Source organism: Caproicibacterium sp. XB2, from assembly GCF_044880635.1.
GTDB lineage: Bacteria > Bacillota > Clostridia > Oscillospirales > Acutalibacteraceae > Caproicibacterium > Caproicibacterium lactatifermentans.
This window is the reverse complement of the sequence record NZ_CP173227.1, coordinates 1,242,991-1,258,893: the sequence shown is the minus strand read 5'-3', so window position 1 is coordinate 1,258,893 and position 15,903 is coordinate 1,242,991. Positions and strand designations below refer to the sequence as shown.

The 15,903-nt window shown below is 48.8% G+C and carries 22 protein-coding genes; 7 read left to right on the top strand and 15 right to left on the bottom strand.

Annotated elements, in window-relative coordinates:
- Nucleotides 1–2: 2 nt before the first annotated feature.
- Both ACIHKT_RS06340 and ACIHKT_RS06335 read left to right on the top strand, forming a co-directional pair.
- Nucleotides 3–260, top strand: a complete 258-nt coding sequence (locus ACIHKT_RS06340) for a hypothetical protein (RefSeq protein ID WP_086036001.1) — start codon at nucleotides 3–5, stop codon at nucleotides 258–260.
- A 109-nt stretch (nucleotides 261–369) separates the two neighbouring features.
- The gene (locus ACIHKT_RS06335; RefSeq protein WP_086036000.1) at nucleotides 370–681 is read left to right on the top strand and encodes a hypothetical protein; all 312 of its coding nucleotides are present in this window, start codon (nucleotides 370–372) and stop codon (nucleotides 679–681) included.
- Nucleotides 682–753: 72 nt separating this feature from the next.
- Here the strand turns inward: ACIHKT_RS06335 and ACIHKT_RS06330 are convergent, their stop codons facing one another.
- Entirely contained in the window at nucleotides 754–1,608 is an 855-nt protein-coding gene (locus tag ACIHKT_RS06330; RefSeq protein WP_174192966.1) for an AraC family transcriptional regulator, read from the bottom strand.
- 190 nt (nucleotides 1,609–1,798) lie between these two features.
- Between ACIHKT_RS06330 and ACIHKT_RS06325 the strand changes: the two genes are divergently transcribed.
- Nucleotides 1,799–2,779: a D-isomer specific 2-hydroxyacid dehydrogenase family protein gene (locus ACIHKT_RS06325; protein WP_086035998.1), complete on the top strand. Its 981-nt coding sequence runs from the start codon at nucleotides 1,799–1,801 to the stop codon at nucleotides 2,777–2,779.
- Nucleotides 2,780–2,842: 63 nt separating this feature from the next.
- Here the strand turns inward: ACIHKT_RS06325 and ACIHKT_RS06320 are convergent, their stop codons facing one another.
- A complete protein-coding gene (locus ACIHKT_RS06320; protein ID WP_086035997.1) occupies nucleotides 2,843–3,841 on the bottom strand; it encodes a YafY family protein in 999 nt (332 codons plus the stop codon).
- Nucleotides 3,842–3,965: 124 nt separating this feature from the next.
- On the opposite strand from ACIHKT_RS06320, the gene ACIHKT_RS06315 reads away from it, so the two are divergent.
- Nucleotides 3,966–4,088 carry a hypothetical protein gene (locus ACIHKT_RS06315; RefSeq protein ID WP_274379845.1) on the top strand — a complete coding sequence of 41 codons (123 nt, stop codon included), beginning with the start codon at nucleotides 3,966–3,968 and terminating at the stop codon, nucleotides 4,086–4,088.
- A 155-nt stretch (nucleotides 4,089–4,243) separates the two neighbouring features.
- On the opposite strand, the gene ACIHKT_RS06310 is transcribed toward ACIHKT_RS06315, so the two are convergent.
- From ACIHKT_RS06310 to ACIHKT_RS06300, 3 genes are all read right to left on the bottom strand, one after another.
- A complete protein-coding gene (locus ACIHKT_RS06310) occupies nucleotides 4,244–4,444 on the bottom strand; it encodes a hypothetical protein (RefSeq protein WP_086035996.1) in 201 nt (66 codons plus the stop codon).
- A 45-nt stretch (nucleotides 4,445–4,489) separates the two neighbouring features.
- Complete coding sequence (locus tag ACIHKT_RS06305; RefSeq protein ID WP_086035995.1) at nucleotides 4,490–5,467, bottom strand: YihY/virulence factor BrkB family protein; 978 nt, start codon at nucleotides 5,465–5,467, stop codon at nucleotides 4,490–4,492.
- Nucleotides 5,468–5,540: 73 nt separating this feature from the next.
- Entirely contained in the window at nucleotides 5,541–6,482 is a 942-nt protein-coding gene (locus tag ACIHKT_RS06300; RefSeq protein ID WP_174192968.1) for a DMT family transporter, read from the bottom strand.
- A 323-nt stretch (nucleotides 6,483–6,805) separates the two neighbouring features.
- On the opposite strand from ACIHKT_RS06300, the gene ACIHKT_RS06295 reads away from it, so the two are divergent.
- Complete coding sequence (locus tag ACIHKT_RS06295) at nucleotides 6,806–8,107, top strand: galactokinase family protein (RefSeq protein ID WP_236849732.1); 1,302 nt, start codon at nucleotides 6,806–6,808, stop codon at nucleotides 8,105–8,107.
- Between the two features lie 238 nt (nucleotides 8,108–8,345).
- Nucleotides 8,346–9,353: a UDP-glucose 4-epimerase GalE gene (gene galE / locus ACIHKT_RS06290; RefSeq protein WP_086035992.1), complete on the top strand. Its 1,008-nt coding sequence runs from the start codon at nucleotides 8,346–8,348 to the stop codon at nucleotides 9,351–9,353.
- Nucleotides 9,354–9,421: 68 nt separating this feature from the next.
- On the opposite strand, the gene ACIHKT_RS06285 is transcribed toward galE, so the two are convergent.
- The 6 genes from ACIHKT_RS06285 to ACIHKT_RS06260 form a co-directional block, all read right to left on the bottom strand.
- On the bottom strand, nucleotides 9,422–10,234 hold the full coding sequence (locus ACIHKT_RS06285) for a purine-nucleoside phosphorylase (RefSeq protein ID WP_086035991.1): 813 nt from the start codon (nucleotides 10,232–10,234) through the stop codon (nucleotides 9,422–9,424).
- Between the two features lie 328 nt (nucleotides 10,235–10,562).
- Nucleotides 10,563–11,648 (bottom strand): site-specific integrase, encoded by a 1,086-nt coding sequence (locus tag ACIHKT_RS06280; RefSeq protein ID WP_086035990.1) that lies wholly within the window; start codon nucleotides 11,646–11,648, stop codon nucleotides 10,563–10,565.
- A gap of 46 nt (nucleotides 11,649–11,694) precedes the next feature.
- A complete protein-coding gene (locus ACIHKT_RS06275; protein WP_086035989.1) occupies nucleotides 11,695–12,114 on the bottom strand; it encodes a type II toxin-antitoxin system HicB family antitoxin in 420 nt (139 codons plus the stop codon).
- Between the two features lie 34 nt (nucleotides 12,115–12,148).
- Nucleotides 12,149–12,331 (bottom strand): type II toxin-antitoxin system HicA family toxin, encoded by a 183-nt coding sequence (locus tag ACIHKT_RS06270; protein ID WP_086035988.1) that lies wholly within the window; start codon nucleotides 12,329–12,331, stop codon nucleotides 12,149–12,151.
- A 117-nt stretch (nucleotides 12,332–12,448) separates the two neighbouring features.
- A complete protein-coding gene (locus ACIHKT_RS06265; protein WP_177345008.1) occupies nucleotides 12,449–12,847 on the bottom strand; it encodes a hypothetical protein in 399 nt (132 codons plus the stop codon).
- 24 nt (nucleotides 12,848–12,871) lie between these two features.
- A complete protein-coding gene (locus ACIHKT_RS06260; RefSeq protein WP_157658951.1) occupies nucleotides 12,872–13,360 on the bottom strand; it encodes a DUF5067 domain-containing protein in 489 nt (162 codons plus the stop codon).
- 269 nt (nucleotides 13,361–13,629) lie between these two features.
- Here ACIHKT_RS06260 and ACIHKT_RS06255 point away from each other — a divergent pair, with 269 nt between their 5' ends.
- A complete protein-coding gene (locus tag ACIHKT_RS06255; RefSeq protein WP_086035986.1) occupies nucleotides 13,630–13,896 on the top strand; it encodes a hypothetical protein in 267 nt (88 codons plus the stop codon).
- A gap of 58 nt (nucleotides 13,897–13,954) precedes the next feature.
- Here ACIHKT_RS06255 and ACIHKT_RS06250 read toward each other — a convergent pair whose 3' ends face one another.
- From ACIHKT_RS06250 to ACIHKT_RS06235, 4 genes are read right to left on the bottom strand one after another with little or no spacing between them, the layout of a single operon-like run.
- Complete coding sequence (locus tag ACIHKT_RS06250) at nucleotides 13,955–14,218, bottom strand: phage holin (RefSeq protein ID WP_086035985.1); 264 nt, start codon at nucleotides 14,216–14,218, stop codon at nucleotides 13,955–13,957.
- Nucleotides 14,208–14,450 carry a hypothetical protein gene (locus tag ACIHKT_RS06245; RefSeq protein ID WP_086035984.1) on the bottom strand — a complete coding sequence of 81 codons (243 nt, stop codon included), beginning with the start codon at nucleotides 14,448–14,450 and terminating at the stop codon, nucleotides 14,208–14,210. Before ACIHKT_RS06245 ends, ACIHKT_RS06250 begins: the two co-directional genes overlap by 11 nt.
- A gap of 6 nt (nucleotides 14,451–14,456) precedes the next feature.
- On the bottom strand, nucleotides 14,457–15,533 hold the full coding sequence (locus tag ACIHKT_RS06240; RefSeq protein WP_086035983.1) for a peptidoglycan-binding protein: 1,077 nt from the start codon (nucleotides 15,531–15,533) through the stop codon (nucleotides 14,457–14,459).
- Nucleotides 15,517–15,822 carry a hypothetical protein gene (locus tag ACIHKT_RS06235; RefSeq protein ID WP_157658950.1) on the bottom strand — a complete coding sequence of 102 codons (306 nt, stop codon included), beginning with the start codon at nucleotides 15,820–15,822 and terminating at the stop codon, nucleotides 15,517–15,519. The genes ACIHKT_RS06240 and ACIHKT_RS06235 overlap by 17 nt, the downstream gene beginning before the upstream one ends.
- Nucleotides 15,823–15,903 lie beyond the last annotated feature (81 nt).

Sequence of the window (15,903 nt, the reverse complement as noted above, 5' to 3'; positions counted from 1 at the left end):
AAATGAGACGGCTTTATTTTTGTGGGGAACATAAGTTCCGCGTGGCGGAGCTGTTTTTTGGCAGCCGTCCACGGTTTCGCGCGGAGGACTACACGCCCTATCAGAAGCTGGAAATCGTCTGGCATGACGACGGCCGCTATTCAGTATGGGGCGATTTGGAGGACGACGCCGACCTGCTGAGGGATACCTGCCCGGACCCGCATCATTTGGTAAAGCGTACACTGCCGCTGGCAGATGAAGTTCTTACAGAAGAAGAATAAAGCGTGAATGGACGAATTTCGCTTGCCTTTTTTCGGAGGGCAGAGTATAATCGTCTGTACATAATACTGTGTACTTTAGTAATCATTCCACTGCAAAGGAGGGAGCAGTATGGCACAGGAATCAAAGGAATCAAAGAAGAAGAGCGTGCTTGAACGGTATCGGGAATTTTCCGGTATGCTTGGGAAAATGGAAGATAATTTTAAGTTGGCGGACCTTTTAACAGATGATTTTTTACAGAAGAACACGCAGTTCCAGAACCTGCCTGCGTTTGAAACCGCCTGTGGGAAGAAACTGTCGGCCGTGGAGGACCTTTCCGCGCTGGGTGACAGCGATGTGTGGAAGCGCACAAATTTCAATGACGCAGAAGAAATGCTGAACAGCGCTGTGGAAGCGTATGTGGCATCCGTTTTTGAAGAGTAAAAAACAATACAGAAAAGCAGCAGCCGAAGAATTGTTTCAAATCTTTAGGCTGCTGCTTTTTTATGCGAAAGTTTATTTCTGCTGCGGTGCGGCTGCTTTTCCTGCACGGCAGGCAGTACGGTATTCGGTTGGACTAATGCCTTTCAGCCGGTGGAAGGCACGGGAAAACGCCAATGGGTCTGGGTAGCCACAGGAACAGGCAATGTGGCTGACCGGCAAATCAGAGTGGCGGAGCAGGTCGGCAGCGTGGGAAATGCGCAGATTCACCAGATATTCACGGGGAGAGGTATGCAGTTGCCGCCGGAACAGCGAGGTCAGATAGCTGCGGTTTAGACAGACGTAATCCGCCACTTTGGCAATGGTGATATCGTTTTGATAGTTTTTTTGTAAAAACTCAATGGCTTTTTTGACGTAAATGCTTTCGGATGCTTTTTTGCTGTGGTTGGGGGAAGCGACTGCGGAAGCCAGAATGCCGAACCACCGGTACAGGAGACTCTGCAGGAAGAACTCGTTACAGTCAGAAAGCTTCATATGCTGCATCATTTGAGTGACACAGTCCTGCAATGCCGCACTTTTGCCGCAGTGAAAGGTACGCTGCTGTCGGGAAAGGCCACAGCGCGTTAAGTACTGCTCCGCGTTGGAACCGCGGAATGCAACCCAAATGTAGTGCCATGGGTCCTGCAGGTCTGCTTCATGGAAAGTCACTTCCTGCGGAAAGATGAGAAATCCATCCTGCGGGCCGGGGGAGAAGCTGCAGTTTTTGGTTTGAAAAATGCCGTGGCCGGACAGGCAGTAGTACATCAGGTAGTATTCCCGTATGGCCGGGCCCGCCGCATGGCCGGGCGGGCAGGCCCGCTCGCCGCAGAAAAGCAGTGAAAATTCATTGGAAAGCGTGGTGGAAGGTTGCGTTTCAGTCGTGTCCTGCATCTGTTCTCTGCCTCTTTTTCTCATGTCTGTACAAAAAGTGTGATAACAAAAATTATAGCATAATTGCGGGTATGCGGCAAGCATTATGTATCTTTATTGATTTTTATACGGCGTGAGGTCTATAATAATAAGAAACAGGATTCCCGACGGAAGTCCGGCGGGTGTTGCAGCAGAAAGGGGATTATCAAAAATGGAAATTGCGGTGTATTCCTGCCGTCCGGATGAGATACAGGCTATGGATAAGTTCGAGAAAGAATATGGCGTTTCCCTGCGGAGAACGGAGGAACCATTAAACGAAAAGACAGTATCAATGGCACGTGGCTGTCAAGCCATCAGCATTATTACTACACAGGTAACGGCTCCGTTGCTGGATGTCCTGCATACAGCGGGTATTGCGTATATTTCTACCCGTACCATCGGCTATGACCATATTGATGTTTCTTATGCTAAAAAACTGGGTATGCATGTAGGAAATGTTTCTTATTCCCCAAACAGTGTTGCGGACTATGCGGTTATGCTGATATTGATGTCTACACGGCGGATGAAGTCCATTTGGCGCCATGCGCTGGTGCAGAACTACTCCCTAGATGGCGTGCAGGGACGGGAGCTGCCGAACTTGACTGTCGGTGTTGTCGGTACCGGACATATCGGGCGGGCAGTCATTCGGCGTCTTGTCGGCTTTGGCTGCCGTATTCTTGCCACTGACCTGTACGAAAATGACGAGGTAAAGAAAGCCGCACAGTATGTGCCGCTGGATACACTGCTGCACGAAAGCGATGTCATTACGCTGCATATGCCGGCGACCAAAAACGACTACCACATAATGAATCAAAAAAATCTGGCAAAAATGAAGAAAGACGCGGTTCTGGTCAATACCGGCCGCGGTTCCCTCATTGATTCCGATGCACTGATTGACGCACTGGAAGCGGGCAGTATCGGCGGTGCGGCACTGGACGTCATTGAAAACGAAGCGGGACTTTACTACAATGACCTGCAGGACCAGCCGCTGAAAAACCGCGACCTTGCTCTGCTCAAATCTTTCCCGAATGTGATTGTCACGCCGCATACGGCGTTTTATACGGACCAGGCAGTCAGTGACATGGTGGAAAATTCCATTAAAAGCTGCATTGCGTATGCAAAAGGCGAAAAGAATCCATGGCAGGTTGTGTAACACAGCTGTGCATAAAAGAAGCGGCAGGAAAGCATTTGGCGTTCCTGCCGCTTCTTAGTGGTTCTACTTTTTGGGCGGCAGAGCGGAAAGTGTCCGCTCTGCCTGCTGGCGAAGGTCTTCCTGGACGCTTTCGGGAGAAATAACGCGTACTTTCCCGGCAAACTGACACAGCCATCCCAGAAACGGCGGACTGATACGCACATTTTGAATGATGCGGAACCAGCCGGGTGTGTCAGCCTGATGCAGCGAGGTTTCCATGCCAAACCGGTCCAGCACTGCTCCCGCCAGTATATTTTGAAACTCCAGTGTTACATTTTCTTCCCGCCCATTATACATACTAAATGCCTGCCGGGTAAAATCAGTTGGATGGAAGGAGTCTGGCGCAGGCTTTGCCGGAACAGACAAAAGGGTAACGTTTTCCATGCGGTCTACTCGGAAATTTCGCATTTCATCAGTACGGTCGTACCACGCCAGCAGGTAGTAAAATTCATTGTCCCAACAGAGCGCATAGGGCGAAACCGTGTAGGGAGCACCGCCGTATTTGTATTGCTTCTGTTTTTTCTCATTGTAATGGAAATATTGAAATTTGACCTTTTTTCCCTCTGCAATCGCCTGATGCAGGCAGTCTACACTGTAGTAGGACTGCTCATTTTCGGAGCGTACCCGTCCCACAACATAAACCTGCCGCTGCAGCTGTTCTGCCTCATAACGGCTGGCCATGGATTCAATTTTCTGTATCAGCCGGCGGGATTTTCCTGCTGTCAAAAATTTTGCAGAAGCGACCGCATCTGCCAGAACTTTCAAGTCAGAGATTTCCAGGGAAAACGGGCGGTTCAGCAGCCGATAACCACCGTTCGGTCCGCGTGTAGTTTCGACCTCGATGCCGCAGTCATTTAGTTTTTGCAGGTCATCGTAAATACTGCGGCGTTCAGCCGGAATTCCTTTTTCGTCCATATCCTGCAGAATTTCTTTCATGGTCAGCTGGTGCTTTTCATCTGTACCGCGCTGTAGCAGGCGGTACAGCTCAATTATGCGTTCCTTCTGCTTTTCTGTTTTCGCCATGGCAGGTTATCTCCTTTTTCTCAGTATATCAGGTATTTTCCATAAATACAACGGAAAGAGTACCGGTAAACGTACAAATAGACTGCTATACTGATACTAACAAATCAAAAAGGAGATGGCAGTGATGAGTTACCAAATCAAAAATGTGGGCGGACATGTGGAAGTGTATGACCAGTACGGAAACTTTGCATTTTCGGCGGATACCGCGCAGGAAGCGTGGCAGGATTTGCGGGCCATGGCTGCCTGACTATAAGGTGTTTTCCAAATGTTCGGCTACCATTTGCAGTTCACCTGGGGTGGAAATCTCCACATCGGAACGCAGTAGAAAATCCTGTACTCTGGGTGGCAGGCTGTCAAAGTATGCGGCCATTTCCAGGTCCAGCTGTTCCTGCGGCAGCGGCGTCACGGATAAAATCGGGGTGGCCGGCAGCGACGCTGTGCGCTGCTGTCCTCTCCGTCCTCCGTGGGCTTGTCGGTTTGGTACGGAATGTCCGGTGTGTTTGTCGGCAGCGGCGGAAAATCACTGCCGTCAGTGGGAATCCGCGGCGGCGAAACAGCGCTGCGGCAGTCATGGTAGAAGAAATCAGGTTTGTTTTCTGTCAAAAAAATCACCTCCTGCAGTAGCTTGCCCGCTGCGGGAGGTGATTTTCATTTTCCGGACTGTCGGTTTTCGGGATTTTTTCCGCTATTTTCTTTGGAATCTTTGTGCTGCGGGTCCCAGCCACACACCCATATATACCGCCGTTTTTCGGAGAATTTGGTTATGTGTCGGTTTTTCATTTCTGTATTCATTTCCATGATTACCGCGTTGATTTCTGCGCCCAAAATCAAGACAAAGCCGCTGAAATACAGCCACAGCAGCAGTACAATGGCGGCACCCAGCGTGCCATATATCAGCGAATAGTTCCCAATGTTCTCCACATAAAAAGCATAAATCAAGGAAAAAATCATCCAGGAAAACATGGCAATTAGAGTGCCTGGCAGCACCTGCTGCGGGGTATATTTGCGGTCCGGCACTAAGTAATAGGTGCTGAACAAGATGGGAAACAGAATAGCCGCCAACAGGAAAAAACGCAGCAAATTCCAGATACTGATAGAGTTTGCGCTGATGTGCAGCGCCGGCGCCAGTACACGCAGCACATTTTGACCGATGTTGATAATGCCCAGAGAGACCAGAATGCCAAACAGCATGAATAGCGTTGCAACAAACAGGTTCAGTTGCTGCCGTACCGGTGATTTGGTGGAGCGGTAGCCATAGGCGGTGCTTACATACCGCAGGACACAGTTCATGGCGCGCATGATAAAATAAAAGAGCAGAAAAATACTGGTAATAAACAGGGAAACGTGTTTGGAATCATTTTTTACCGACAGCACATGCCGCATATATCCCCACAGAACGTCCAGCACATTTTTTGGGACAATGCCCTTTAAAATGCTCATAAAGTGAGGGGAGAGGTCCAGCCATGTCAAAATCAGGGATAACAAAATCATCGTTGGGAAAAGCGTAAATAGGAAATAATAGGCAAGCGCTGCGGCACAGCGCCCGATGTCGTGGGCAAGGTAGCGGTGAATCAACCGTACGTATATGGGTTGTTCCGTATAAGGCAGCGACAGTTTTTCCTTCATGCCGCAGACGCCTCCTTTCTCCGGCGCTTTTTCGACAGTATTTTTATGCAGAAAAAGATAAAATAGAAACGGTTTACGGGTGCAGGTGCTTTTTATGGCCGATTGGAACTGTTATATTTACCAGCAGAATGCCTGCGCTGACTAGTGCCAGTGCGGCGACAGTGCGGCCGCCCGCAAGGGATTCATGCAGTAGCAGGGCGGAAAGCAGTACACCGAATACCGGTGTCAAAAAAGAATAGATGGCAACCTGCCCGGCGGGGAATTTTTGCAGCAGCATGGTCCATATGGTGAAAGCCACACTGGACAGTGCCGCCAGATACAGGAGGACGCCCCATGCAGTGGCGCCCAAAAGGGTAAAGCGTCCGCCGCCCAGCAGACCAACTGCAACCAGCACTACGCCGCCGAAAAACAGCTGCCAGCCTGTTGTGCAGAAAGGTTCCACACGGTCTGTTAAACGTTTGCTCATCAGGGTACCGACGGAAAACATTGCCGCGGCGAGGAACATCAGCCCTTCACCCTGAAAAGTAAAGGCACCGCCGGTTCCACCGATGTTTACCAGCACGACGCCGGCAAAACCGACTAGGCAGCCAAGAATGCGCCCAGCGGTCAGCCGGTCAGCCCCGCGCAGAAAAAAGTGCGCCAGAATAACGGTCATAAATGTGCCGGTTCCCTGAATGATGGAGCCGCGTACGCCAGTGGTATGGGCAAGTCCCAAATAAAACAGGAGATATTGTCCGGCAGTCATCACCAGCCCCAACCGAAAAACGGCCATACGGCTGCCATGCGGCGGGACACACAGCTGTTTCAGCCGAACCGATTGGAATAGAAGCACCAGCAGCCCTGCCATTGCAAAGCGGAACCCCGCAAACAAAATCTGTGAAAACGGTCCCTCGACACGGCACACTTGGTAGCCGATTTTAATGAACGGAAAAGCACTGCCCCACAGCAGCGTACATAAAACGGCCGGCGGCAGCACCGCCAGCGCATTTTTTTGGATAGTTGTTTGTTCCTGCATTTTCAGCGTCCTTTGGACCGACTGCGGAAAGGCAGCCAGTAGTTTTTGTATCATTTCTATTATTATACAATATTTGTACGGCTATTTCCAGCCGTGATGAGGCGAAAATTGTTTTTGAGCGGCCGAAAAAGGCGGCACAGCAGGCGAACCGATATGTAGTACAACTGAAAATGGGGAAAATTTGTACAACATTTGTCCATAAAAATGGAACATTCCATTCTTACATCTGTACCAAAAGCAGACTAAGATAAAAAAGACGAGACAGTGAAAAATACGGCAGTATTTCGGTACGGCTGCAGAGATTTCACGGCAGGAGGAGTAAAATGATGGAACTGCAGGAAGCGAAAAAAGAATTTATGCTGGGCGGACTGCATGAGAAAATCAAGCAGGTATATGGCTGCGGCGATGAGGACTGTGAGACCATTGCACAGCGGTACGCAGACGCAATGGATTGTTTTGCGTCGTTGTACGGTACGGACCGGGATATTTCCATTTTCAGTGCGCCGGGCCGTACAGAAATCGGCGGCAACCACACGGACCACCAGCACGGCCATGTGCTGGCAGCCGCGGTCAATTTAGACACGATTGCTGTAGCGGCCCGCAGCAGCAGCAGCCTTATCCGTGTAAAGTCGCAGGGATATCCGGAAGATGTCATCGATTTAACAGACCTTGCGGTAAGGGAAGAGGAAAAGGACACCAGCCGTGCACTGATTCGCGGTGTGGCGGCACGCTTTGTGCGGATGGGCTATCCCATCAACGGATTCGACGCTTATACAACTTCACAGGTCAAAAGCGGCAGCGGCCTTTCCAGCAGTGCCGCTTTTGAGGTCCTGATTGGCACGATCCTCAATGCCCTGTTCTGTGACGGCAAAGAGAGCATGATGCAGATTGCGCAGGCAGGACAGTACGCGGAGAATGTTTATTTTGGAAAGCCGAGCGGCTTGATGGACCAGGCAGCCAGCAGTATCGGCGGCTTTGTCAGCATGGACTTCGGCGACATCAAAAAGCCAAAGGCCAAACAGGTTGTCTTCGACCTCAATTCCTATGGCTATGTGCTGTGCATTATTGACACACACGCAAGCCACGCGGACTTGACACCGGACTATGCCGCTATTCCTGCGGAAATGCATCAGGTGGCCGCTTATTTTGACAAGGACGTTTTGCGCGAAGTACCGGAACCGCTGTTTTACCAAAATATCCCGCAGGTGCGGGAAGCAGTGGGGGACCGACCGGTACTGCGTGCTATGCATTTTTACGCGGACGACCGTCGCGCGCAAGCGGAAGCGTCGGCTCTGCGGCGCGGCTATTTTGAGAAGTTTAAGCGCCTGATTCGGGAATCCGGTAATTCCTCTTTCATGTACCTGCAAAACATCTACAGCGCTTCCAGCTGGGACAAGCAGGCAGTGTCCGTCACACTGGGGCTGATTGACCACTTTGCTTCGCACCTTCCGGAAAAGGACGCCCTTGCTTGGCGGGTGCACGGCGGCGGCTTTGCCGGCACAGTACAGGCATTTGTGCCGCAGAAGTATATTGAAAGTTTTGTGACAGCGATGGATGCATGGCTGGGAGAAGGCTCCTGCCGTGTGCTGCGTGTGAGGCCGGCAGGCGGAACACAAATGCTGTAAACAGGTACAGTAATAAGATAAAGCGGGCAACCGGCAGAATCGCCCGCAGAGGCCGAAAGATTACTGCCCGGAAAAAACAGTGAAGAGCTGCGTAATGCCTATCGGAAATATCTGACCAATCACCCCCGGCAGGACCGGTGAATGCTTGACCAGCTGCATTTTGCGGTGTATGATGTACAGAAAAAAGGGCACCCCTTGCGGTGCGGCCGGTTTTTCCGGCAGAAAGGATGGAACCACCATGCAGACAATTTTAGTCACCGGCGGTGCTGGATTCATCGGCAGTCATACTTGTGTAGAGCTGCTGGAAAACGGCTTTTCGATTGTTGTGATGGATAACTTCGCAAATTCCAGCATGGATGCGGTCAAAGCAATCAGTACGATTACCGGGAAGCAGTTTCCGTTTTATCAGTGCGATATGCTGGATAAAGATGCTTTTGAAAAAGTATTTACAGAAAATAAAATTGATGCCGTTATCCATTTCGCCGCTTTAAAGGCAGTGGGGGAGAGCGTGCAGAAGCCGCTGGAGTATTACACCAATAACTTGACAGGCACGCTGAACCTGCTGCAGCTGATGCACAAGTACAGCGTAAAGAAGCTGGTTTTTAGTTCCTCCGCTACTGTGTACGGCAGTAAGAACACGGTACCTTTCAAGGAAGATATGCCGATTGGCGGCACGACCAATCCTTATGGGACCACAAAAGTGATGACCGAGCAGATTTTGCAGGACATCTGTGTGGCAGACAAAGAAATGAAAGTAGCGCTGCTGCGCTATTTTAACCCAATCGGTGCGCATCCCTCCGGTCTGATTGGTGAAAATCCAAACGGAATTCCAAACAATCTGATGCCGTATATCGCACAGGTGGCGGCGGGTGTCCTTCCGTGCCTGTCTGTGTATGGTGACGACTATGACACACCGGATGGGACCGGCGTGCGTGATTATATTCATGTGTGCGATTTGGCCCGCGGCCATATCTGTGCGCTGAAGAAGCTGGACTCTGTTTCTGGCTGTGAAATTTACAATCTTGGCACCGGCCATGGCAGCAGCGTGCTGGAAGTTGTCCATGCCTTTGAAAGAGCTTCCGGCAAAAAAGTAAACTATCAGATTGCACCGCGCCGTGCCGGCGATATTGCTACCTGCTACGCGGACGCTTCCAAGGCAAAGCGGGAGCTTGACTGGGAAGCAAAGTATACGCTGGATGATATGTGCCGCGATTCGTGGAACTTCATTCAGCACGTCAAAAAGTAATCTTTACAGATATTCAAAGGGCACCGCTGTTCAGGAAAGCTGAACGACGGTGCCCTTTTTTAATGCAGTCAGAGTTTTGGCAGAATGGCACTGATAAGACGCTGTAGGTCATGACCGCGTGCGTCGGCGGTGCGGATAACCTCCTCACTGCTCAGCGGCTGGTCCAGTATGCCGGCGCCCATGTTGGTAATCAGGGAGAAACCGAGTACCTGCAGCCCGCAGTGGGCGGCGGCAATCGCTTCCGGTACTGTGGACATTCCAACGGCATCTGCACCCAGCGTACGGAACATACGAATTTCAGCGGGCGTTTCGTAGCTTGGGCCTGTTGCCGCCAAATAAACACCCTGTTGAAGGGAAATGCCGCATTCATCGGCGGCCTGCAATGCCAGCTTTCGCAGGGCCGGCGTGTACACATGGCTCAGATCCGGAAAGCGTGGGCCGGTTTCCTCGTCATTCGGTCCAATCAGCGGGTTCGTCCCCAGAAGGTTGATGTGGTCCGTCAAGAGCATGAGGTCACCGGGACGGTACGACAGATTCACCCCGCCAGCGGCGTTGGTCAGAATCAGCACCTGTACCCCCAGCGCTTTCATCACACGTACTGGAAAGATGATGTCTTCCATGCGGTAACCCTCGTAGTAGTGCAGGCGGCCCTGCATACATACAACGGGGACGGTACCAATATGCCCCAGCAAAAGCTGACCAGCATGGCCCGGCGCGGTGGAAGGCACAAATCCCGGCAGGTCCCGGTATGGCAGGACGCATGGCTGCTCTATCTGGTCGGCGAGGCCGCCCAGTCCGGAACCGAGCACAATGCCGACCTTTGGAATCAGGTCCGTTTTTTCCCGAATGGCTGCTACGGCAGCCACTGCTTTTTTCTCCATTTTCTTTGCCTCCAGTCTAAAAATCAACTCATTTAGTATAAAAGACTTTATCGTGGGATGCAAGCTGACAGGCTGTTTTTAATTTATGCAAAAAAGTGTTACAAACCATTCACAACTCATTCAAGTATCAGTCACAACCTGCCGGTATACTGAATCTTGTTCGAAGGGCACAAAGCCGACCCGCAGTATGCCGGCTGCGGGGTGTCCGGGGAACTTTCAGTTTGTTTTCATAAAAGATTTCTCCTCTCTCTTAACAGGAAAGGCGCGAGTTCTTCGGAACCCGCGCCTTTCCTGCATTTTATGGACTTTTTAAGCTTTTTAATATCACCTATTTTTGAGGATTGACTACCTTTTGACTACCTTTTGATTTTTTGAAGTAGTCATTTAGTGCATCGGCGGTGCCGATTGAGTCAGCGGCGCCGATGTGAGTATAGATGTCTGCTGTTACGCTGATAGATTCGTGGCCAAGCAAATACTGCGCTGTACGCACGTCAACACCTGCATGATACAGACTTGTCGCATATGTGTGCCTAAGCATGTGCGGTGTAGTACGATGTGGAAGGCAGCGAAGCACATAACATAGATGATTATCCTCTTTTCGGGTGTATGAGCCGCCATTGGGCGCTGTGAGGATGTATAAACCGGTTCGCGGTGCTGCATCCAGCGCATCTTGCAAATCATCAACGATTGGAACGACACGGTGAGATGCCTTACTCTTCAAAGATTGGTCAGGGTCTGGACTTCCATCTTTTAAAAAGGTGACAGATCTGTTGACCGTTAGCTGGCCGTCCATAATATCGCCCCATTGTAGTCCATAAATTTCTTCACGCCGCAGGCCCGCGTAATTTCCGAGGGCACAAAATGTGTACACTTGTGTCCCAATATCAAAAGCGGTAAATAATTCGTCTTGCTGTTCCTGCGTTAGTGCTTTTTCAGCTTCGTTTTTATGTGCACTGTGTTTGGTTATTTTAATACCGTCCGTTGGGTCGTCAATAATCAAATGGTTTTGGCGGGCAGTCTGGAACATTTGTCGCAGTGTCAGAAGTACCTTGCTCTGCCAAGATTCTGACTTATCAGCCACGGCGGATAGAATTTTTTTAATGTGAATTTGTTTGACACTTTTGACTTCCATTCCGCCAATAAAATCCATAATGTTATTGTTATACACACGCCGGTACATTTCATAGGTTCCCTGCCTGAGACCAGACTTATAGATTTTGAGCCACTGCTTAGCCCATTCGCCGACCAGTGTATGGTCACTGACAGTCAGCCCTTGGCGGTCAGCGTCGCGCAGTGCATCCTCAGCGGCCTTTAACGCCGCAATTGATTTACCGTACACGATTTTTTTCGTGCCATCTGATAAAGTGATTTTACGCTGATACCGTCCGTCTGCGCGCTTTGTTAATTTCGCCATGCTGTCCTCCTAAAAAGATTGCCCTGCCAAAGCACAGGGCAAAAAATTATTTTGCAATTTTTAATTGTGCTTTTAAAGCACTTTGAAGGGTTTGGGAAAAATTAATACCTGCTTGCATAGCGGCTTCATTGAGCCACGACGGGATGGATAAAGTCTTTTTAACAGACTTTTCAAAGTGAGCGCGCGCATAGCTGTCCACGTCCACCATTACCATATTTACAAACGCGCCGTCCGGACAGTCAGAATATTCAGATCGTACATCAACTTTTTTGAGTTCAGTAGGTTGTGGAATCTCTTCTTTATCTTTTTTGCAGGAATATAGATATCCAGCAAGGCAATCAACAGCATTATCAAAAGCTTCATTAAGTGTGTCGCCACAAGTTGAAAGGTGGTTAAGGTCTGGAAATATAACAGAATATTGTCCGTTTTCTTCAGGATAAAAACATGCTGGATAGTTTGATAACATATAAAATACCTCCTTAGCACATGACAAGTAAGGCTTATTTCAGCCCCGCTTGTTTTAATATTGAATTTAGTGTTCCCTTTGGAATGTCGCCCTTATGCTTTGGGATGGTAACTTTTCCGGGCTTTGATGGGTGAATGTATTGATTATGAGAACCGGAAGTACTTTTGTAGGTCCACCCATCATTAAGAATAATTTTTTCGATTTCTTTGAATGTCATTTCCAATTCCCCTTTTGCTACTACTATTATATGCTATTATACGTATAATGTCAATATGTATAACTAAATTAATTTAAAAAATTCCCGGCCAGTTAAGGTCGGGAAAATTTGGAATTATCATGTTTGCGGAGTAGGTGGAGTAGTTGGATTGGATGGTGTGCTAGGTTTGCTGTAGTCCTGTTTGAAAATAGAAATCAAAAATACAACAGCGAAAATCAGGCTAAGTATTCCCCAAACAAGCAAGTCCTTGTACATTCCAGTGGACGCCCCGATTGCGGACAAACCAGCGATTGCATAAATGATAGTTGCTGCAATTGCACCGCCTTTAGAGCTGCGAGCCGCAATACCAACGATACCAGCGACGATCATTAGAATCGCCACAAGCGTTCCAACACTGCCACTTGTGTCGGTTCCTCCATTCAACGCAGAACCAACATTAGCAGCGCATGACTGAAACAGCATTACTAATGATAAAACAATAGATACAATGCCAATTACAAGTTTTGACGTTTTCACTTTTTGTTTTCCTCCAAAATTTGATTATTTTAAATTCAATGTAGTTGAAATTTTGTTATTTCCTAATGAAGCAATATCAGATACATCAACTTGAATTTTATTTTCTTTGCCCGTCAAGGCAAAAGCACCGCTAAATTCCAGTGATTTCCCTGGCTGAATACTTTTGCTTTCATTGTCTGCTAATGGATCACCATCCAAAGTAGCATTTTCAAGCTGAACTCCATCCTGATAGACAGTTATCATCAGTGAACTTATGGCAGAATCAGCTTTTTTACTGTTGTTAGTCCACTTCATCTTTACAGATGCAACTTTTTTACCGTCATAGTCTTTTCCAATTTTAACAGATTCAATTGAAACATCATAACTTCCAACAGTACCGCTTACTGGGCCGGTTTTACTTGAATTTGCTGTCTTACTTACTGCTTTACTTGCCGCGGAGCTGGACGCTGCTGTGGATTTGGCGGAAGCGCTGGTAGTTGTTGATTCTGAGCAACCAGCAACAGGAATAAGCAAAGCTACCGCTGCAAGTATTGCAAGAACACCATTTTTTTCATAATTTTTTCCTCCTGATACATTGTAGATATTTTAACTATAATCTTCCAGCGGTATTCTGTCAATACTACTTTTCGACAAAGTCAACTATTTTTTGAGCAAAGTCCCAATATTGGGACACTGCTCAAAATAAAAGAACATTTTTTCGACAAGCTCTTGATTTTCAAGAACAAGCGTTCTATCATATATATAGGAATTTCGTGAACGGCGTGCGGAGATTGGAGATAAAAATGAATGAAAACATTGATGCCGAACTAAAAAATCTGATTTCCAAGCTAGACATTGAATCACGTAAGAACTTGATATCAGCAATTAATTTTCGTCTTGCCCAGCAGCATACAACTTCGCGAGTTCGAGAATTTTCTTCTCTCTCTTACAGTATGGCGCGGGCCCAGTCAGGGACCCGCGCCATTACTGCGTTTCGAGGATTTTTGCATTTTGACTACCTTGTAAATTTTTATTTTATTTTAATTTTATTATTGCAGGGAAATTTCTAAAAATAGTTAAAAAATGCCCCGCAGCAGTCTATAAAGAACCGCCGCAGGGCATTCTGGCTCATTTGGAAAGATGTGCTTCGTCTGTTTCGGTTTTGGAGCAGCTGTCGCACAAGCCGCCGGTTGTCGGGTCATTGACGACACCCAAAACGGCCAGCACTGCAAACAAAGCGTCAATAACTGCCAGCAGCTGTGTGTCCAGTGTTCCCAAATCCAGATGTACGCCAAACAGAGCGGATGCTGTCTGCACCAAAAGCAGCAGAGCGGGAATGATAGTAATCCAAAACGCTTTGTTGCGGATACGGACTTTCCAGTTAAGTTTCATTTTTTATCATCTCCAGTTCTTCATGGACTTCATCAATACGGTGATGGGCAGATTTTGTGGAATCTTCCACTTTTGCAACCCGCTCGACCAAAAGATTATGCTGTTCCACTTCGTTTTCCAGTTTTTTTAAGCGGAAATTTACCATTTGATTTGCTTTTTGAATGCCTGCACAGCTGCCCACAGCGGTTCCAGCAAAGGCAATCAGTGCGACAATTACATCCGTTGGAAGCATTTCCTATCACCTGCACAGTGCTGCGAAGGTGTTTTTGCCAGCTAGCCCATCAGCAGATAGGCCCGCGCTGCGCTGAAAGCTGCGGATGGCGAACTCTGTGTGTTCTCCAAAAATGCCGTCAATATCTTGGCAGTTCCGTCCGTGTGCCAGTAGGGCGGCCTGCAGGGACAAGACGCTTTCGTTGTTGCTGCCGTGCCGCAGGGTATGGACAGCTGCCGCTGTTTTTGGTCCCCAAATGCCATCCACGGTAAGTCCCGCGCCATAGGCTTGATTACAGCCGCGCTGAACACTCATAATCAGTGCTCTACGGGTTGCCGGACCGTAAACGCCGTCCACCGTTAGGCCAGCACCGCGGGCATTGTACCATGCCTGCGCTTGCCGCACCAAAGAGTTGCCGGTGGTCTGGGTCAGAGCAGCCGCGGTATCAGCGCTTTTTGTCCAGCCATTTAGACCCTTACGACGTACTAGCTGCGGATAATCTATGTAGGCCACGTCCGTATCGCAGCCGCATGTGCCGATGTTGGCGCCGGGGCAGCTGCCGCCGGTTTCCGGAAAATTGTTTTGCCAAATGCCGCAGGGCTTGTCCGGCTTATTGACACCTGGTCGTGCATACCAGAAAACGTAATTTTCCAATTCATTTGGGTAAATCCTTGTTTCGTACCAGTCCTCATTGACATAATAACCCGGCAGATAGTTCTTCTGCCGGAGGCCGCTGCATACGTTTTTTGTAATATCCGTCAGCATGCGGCGGCTGGGCATGCCGTGCCGTTTCCGGTAACCGTCTGCGTCTTCCATATCGAGAATAACGGGGTACAGCGGTTTCTTGTCATGCAGCAACCGCAATAGGTGTGCCAGCTCGCTTTCCGCACTGCTGAACGTCAGTGCATAGCTGTACAGGTATGCACCCCACGGGATACCCAGCCGGTCACATTCGACGACATTGCGTGCAAATTGGGTGTCGTCCTGGTCTGTGCGGTCACTGCCGTAGCCCGCACGCAGCATGGCAAACTGAATGCCAGCAGCCTTTGCCTTTGCCCAGTCAACGGTGCCATTGTGAGAACTGACATCAATGCCATTTTTCATAAAAATCCTCCTCTGTTTGGCTGCTGCCACAGGCAGGACAGCCTGCTAATATGTGGTATGCCACGGTTTTGCAGAGCTGCCTGCCGCCGCTGCCGAAGAAGTGAGAAAAACACTTCTCTGCTATTCCTGAAAAACGGATGTGCAAATTCGCTGTTTTAGGCGAATCTTTAAAAATTTTTTCAAAACAGCCTGCCACTTTCGCTTCTTCTTCATAATATAAAAGGGTATAGAAACCTTTTTCTGAACGATATGGCAGATTTTCGATACCTGAAAATTTAGGGGTTCCCATTTACAAGGAGAAAAAGGCGTATTATAATATTATTTATTAAGAGGACCATGTCTTTTAATAGTGGATTATAGCGGAAGGAGG

Coding starts and splice junctions, on each gene's coding strand:
- ACIHKT_RS06320 (WP_086035997.1), bottom strand. CDS start 3,841: ATGGCGAAAACAGAAAAGCAGAAGGAACGCATAATTGAGCTGTACCGC.
- ACIHKT_RS06300 (WP_174192968.1), bottom strand. CDS start 6,482: ATGCAGGAACAAACAACTATCCAAAAAAATGCGCTGGCGGTGCTGCCG.
- ACIHKT_RS06250 (WP_086035985.1), bottom strand. CDS start 14,218: ATGAAACTTAACTGGAAAGTCCGTATCCGCAACAAAGCGTTTTGGATT.
- ACIHKT_RS06325 (WP_086035998.1), top strand. CDS start 1,799: ATGGAAATTGCGGTGTATTCCTGCCGTCCGGATGAGATACAGGCTATG.
- ACIHKT_RS06340 (WP_086036001.1), top strand. CDS start 3: ATGAGACGGCTTTATTTTTGTGGGGAACATAAGTTCCGCGTGGCGGAG.
- ACIHKT_RS06245 (WP_086035984.1), bottom strand. CDS start 14,450: ATGCTTCCAACGGATGTAATTGTCGCACTGATTGCCTTTGCTGGAACC.
- ACIHKT_RS06295 (WP_236849732.1), top strand. CDS start 6,806: ATGATGGAACTGCAGGAAGCGAAAAAAGAATTTATGCTGGGCGGACTG.
- ACIHKT_RS06275 (WP_086035989.1), bottom strand. CDS start 12,114: ATGTTATCAAACTATCCAGCATGTTTTTATCCTGAAGAAAACGGACAA.
- ACIHKT_RS06255 (WP_086035986.1), top strand. CDS start 13,630: ATGAATGAAAACATTGATGCCGAACTAAAAAATCTGATTTCCAAGCTA.
- ACIHKT_RS06285 (WP_086035991.1), bottom strand. CDS start 10,234: ATGGAGAAAAAAGCAGTGGCTGCCGTAGCAGCCATTCGGGAAAAAACG.
- ACIHKT_RS06280 (WP_086035990.1), bottom strand. CDS start 11,648: ATGGCGAAATTAACAAAGCGCGCAGACGGACGGTATCAGCGTAAAATC.
- ACIHKT_RS06305 (WP_086035995.1), bottom strand. CDS start 5,467: ATGAAGGAAAAACTGTCGCTGCCTTATACGGAACAACCCATATACGTA.
- ACIHKT_RS06335 (WP_086036000.1), top strand. CDS start 370: ATGGCACAGGAATCAAAGGAATCAAAGAAGAAGAGCGTGCTTGAACGG.
- ACIHKT_RS06315 (WP_274379845.1), top strand. CDS start 3,966: ATGAGTTACCAAATCAAAAATGTGGGCGGACATGTGGAAGTGTATGAC.
- ACIHKT_RS06270 (WP_086035988.1), bottom strand. CDS start 12,331: ATGACATTCAAAGAAATCGAAAAAATTATTCTTAATGATGGGTGGACC.
- ACIHKT_RS06330 (WP_174192966.1), bottom strand. CDS start 1,608: ATGCAGGACACGACTGAAACGCAACCTTCCACCACGCTTTCCAATGAA.
- galE (WP_086035992.1), top strand. CDS start 8,346: ATGCAGACAATTTTAGTCACCGGCGGTGCTGGATTCATCGGCAGTCAT.
- ACIHKT_RS06235 (WP_157658950.1), bottom strand. CDS start 15,822: ATGGGAACCCCTAAATTTTCAGGTATCGAAAATCTGCCATATCGTTCA.
- ACIHKT_RS06240 (WP_086035983.1), bottom strand. CDS start 15,533: ATGAAAAATGGCATTGATGTCAGTTCTCACAATGGCACCGTTGACTGG.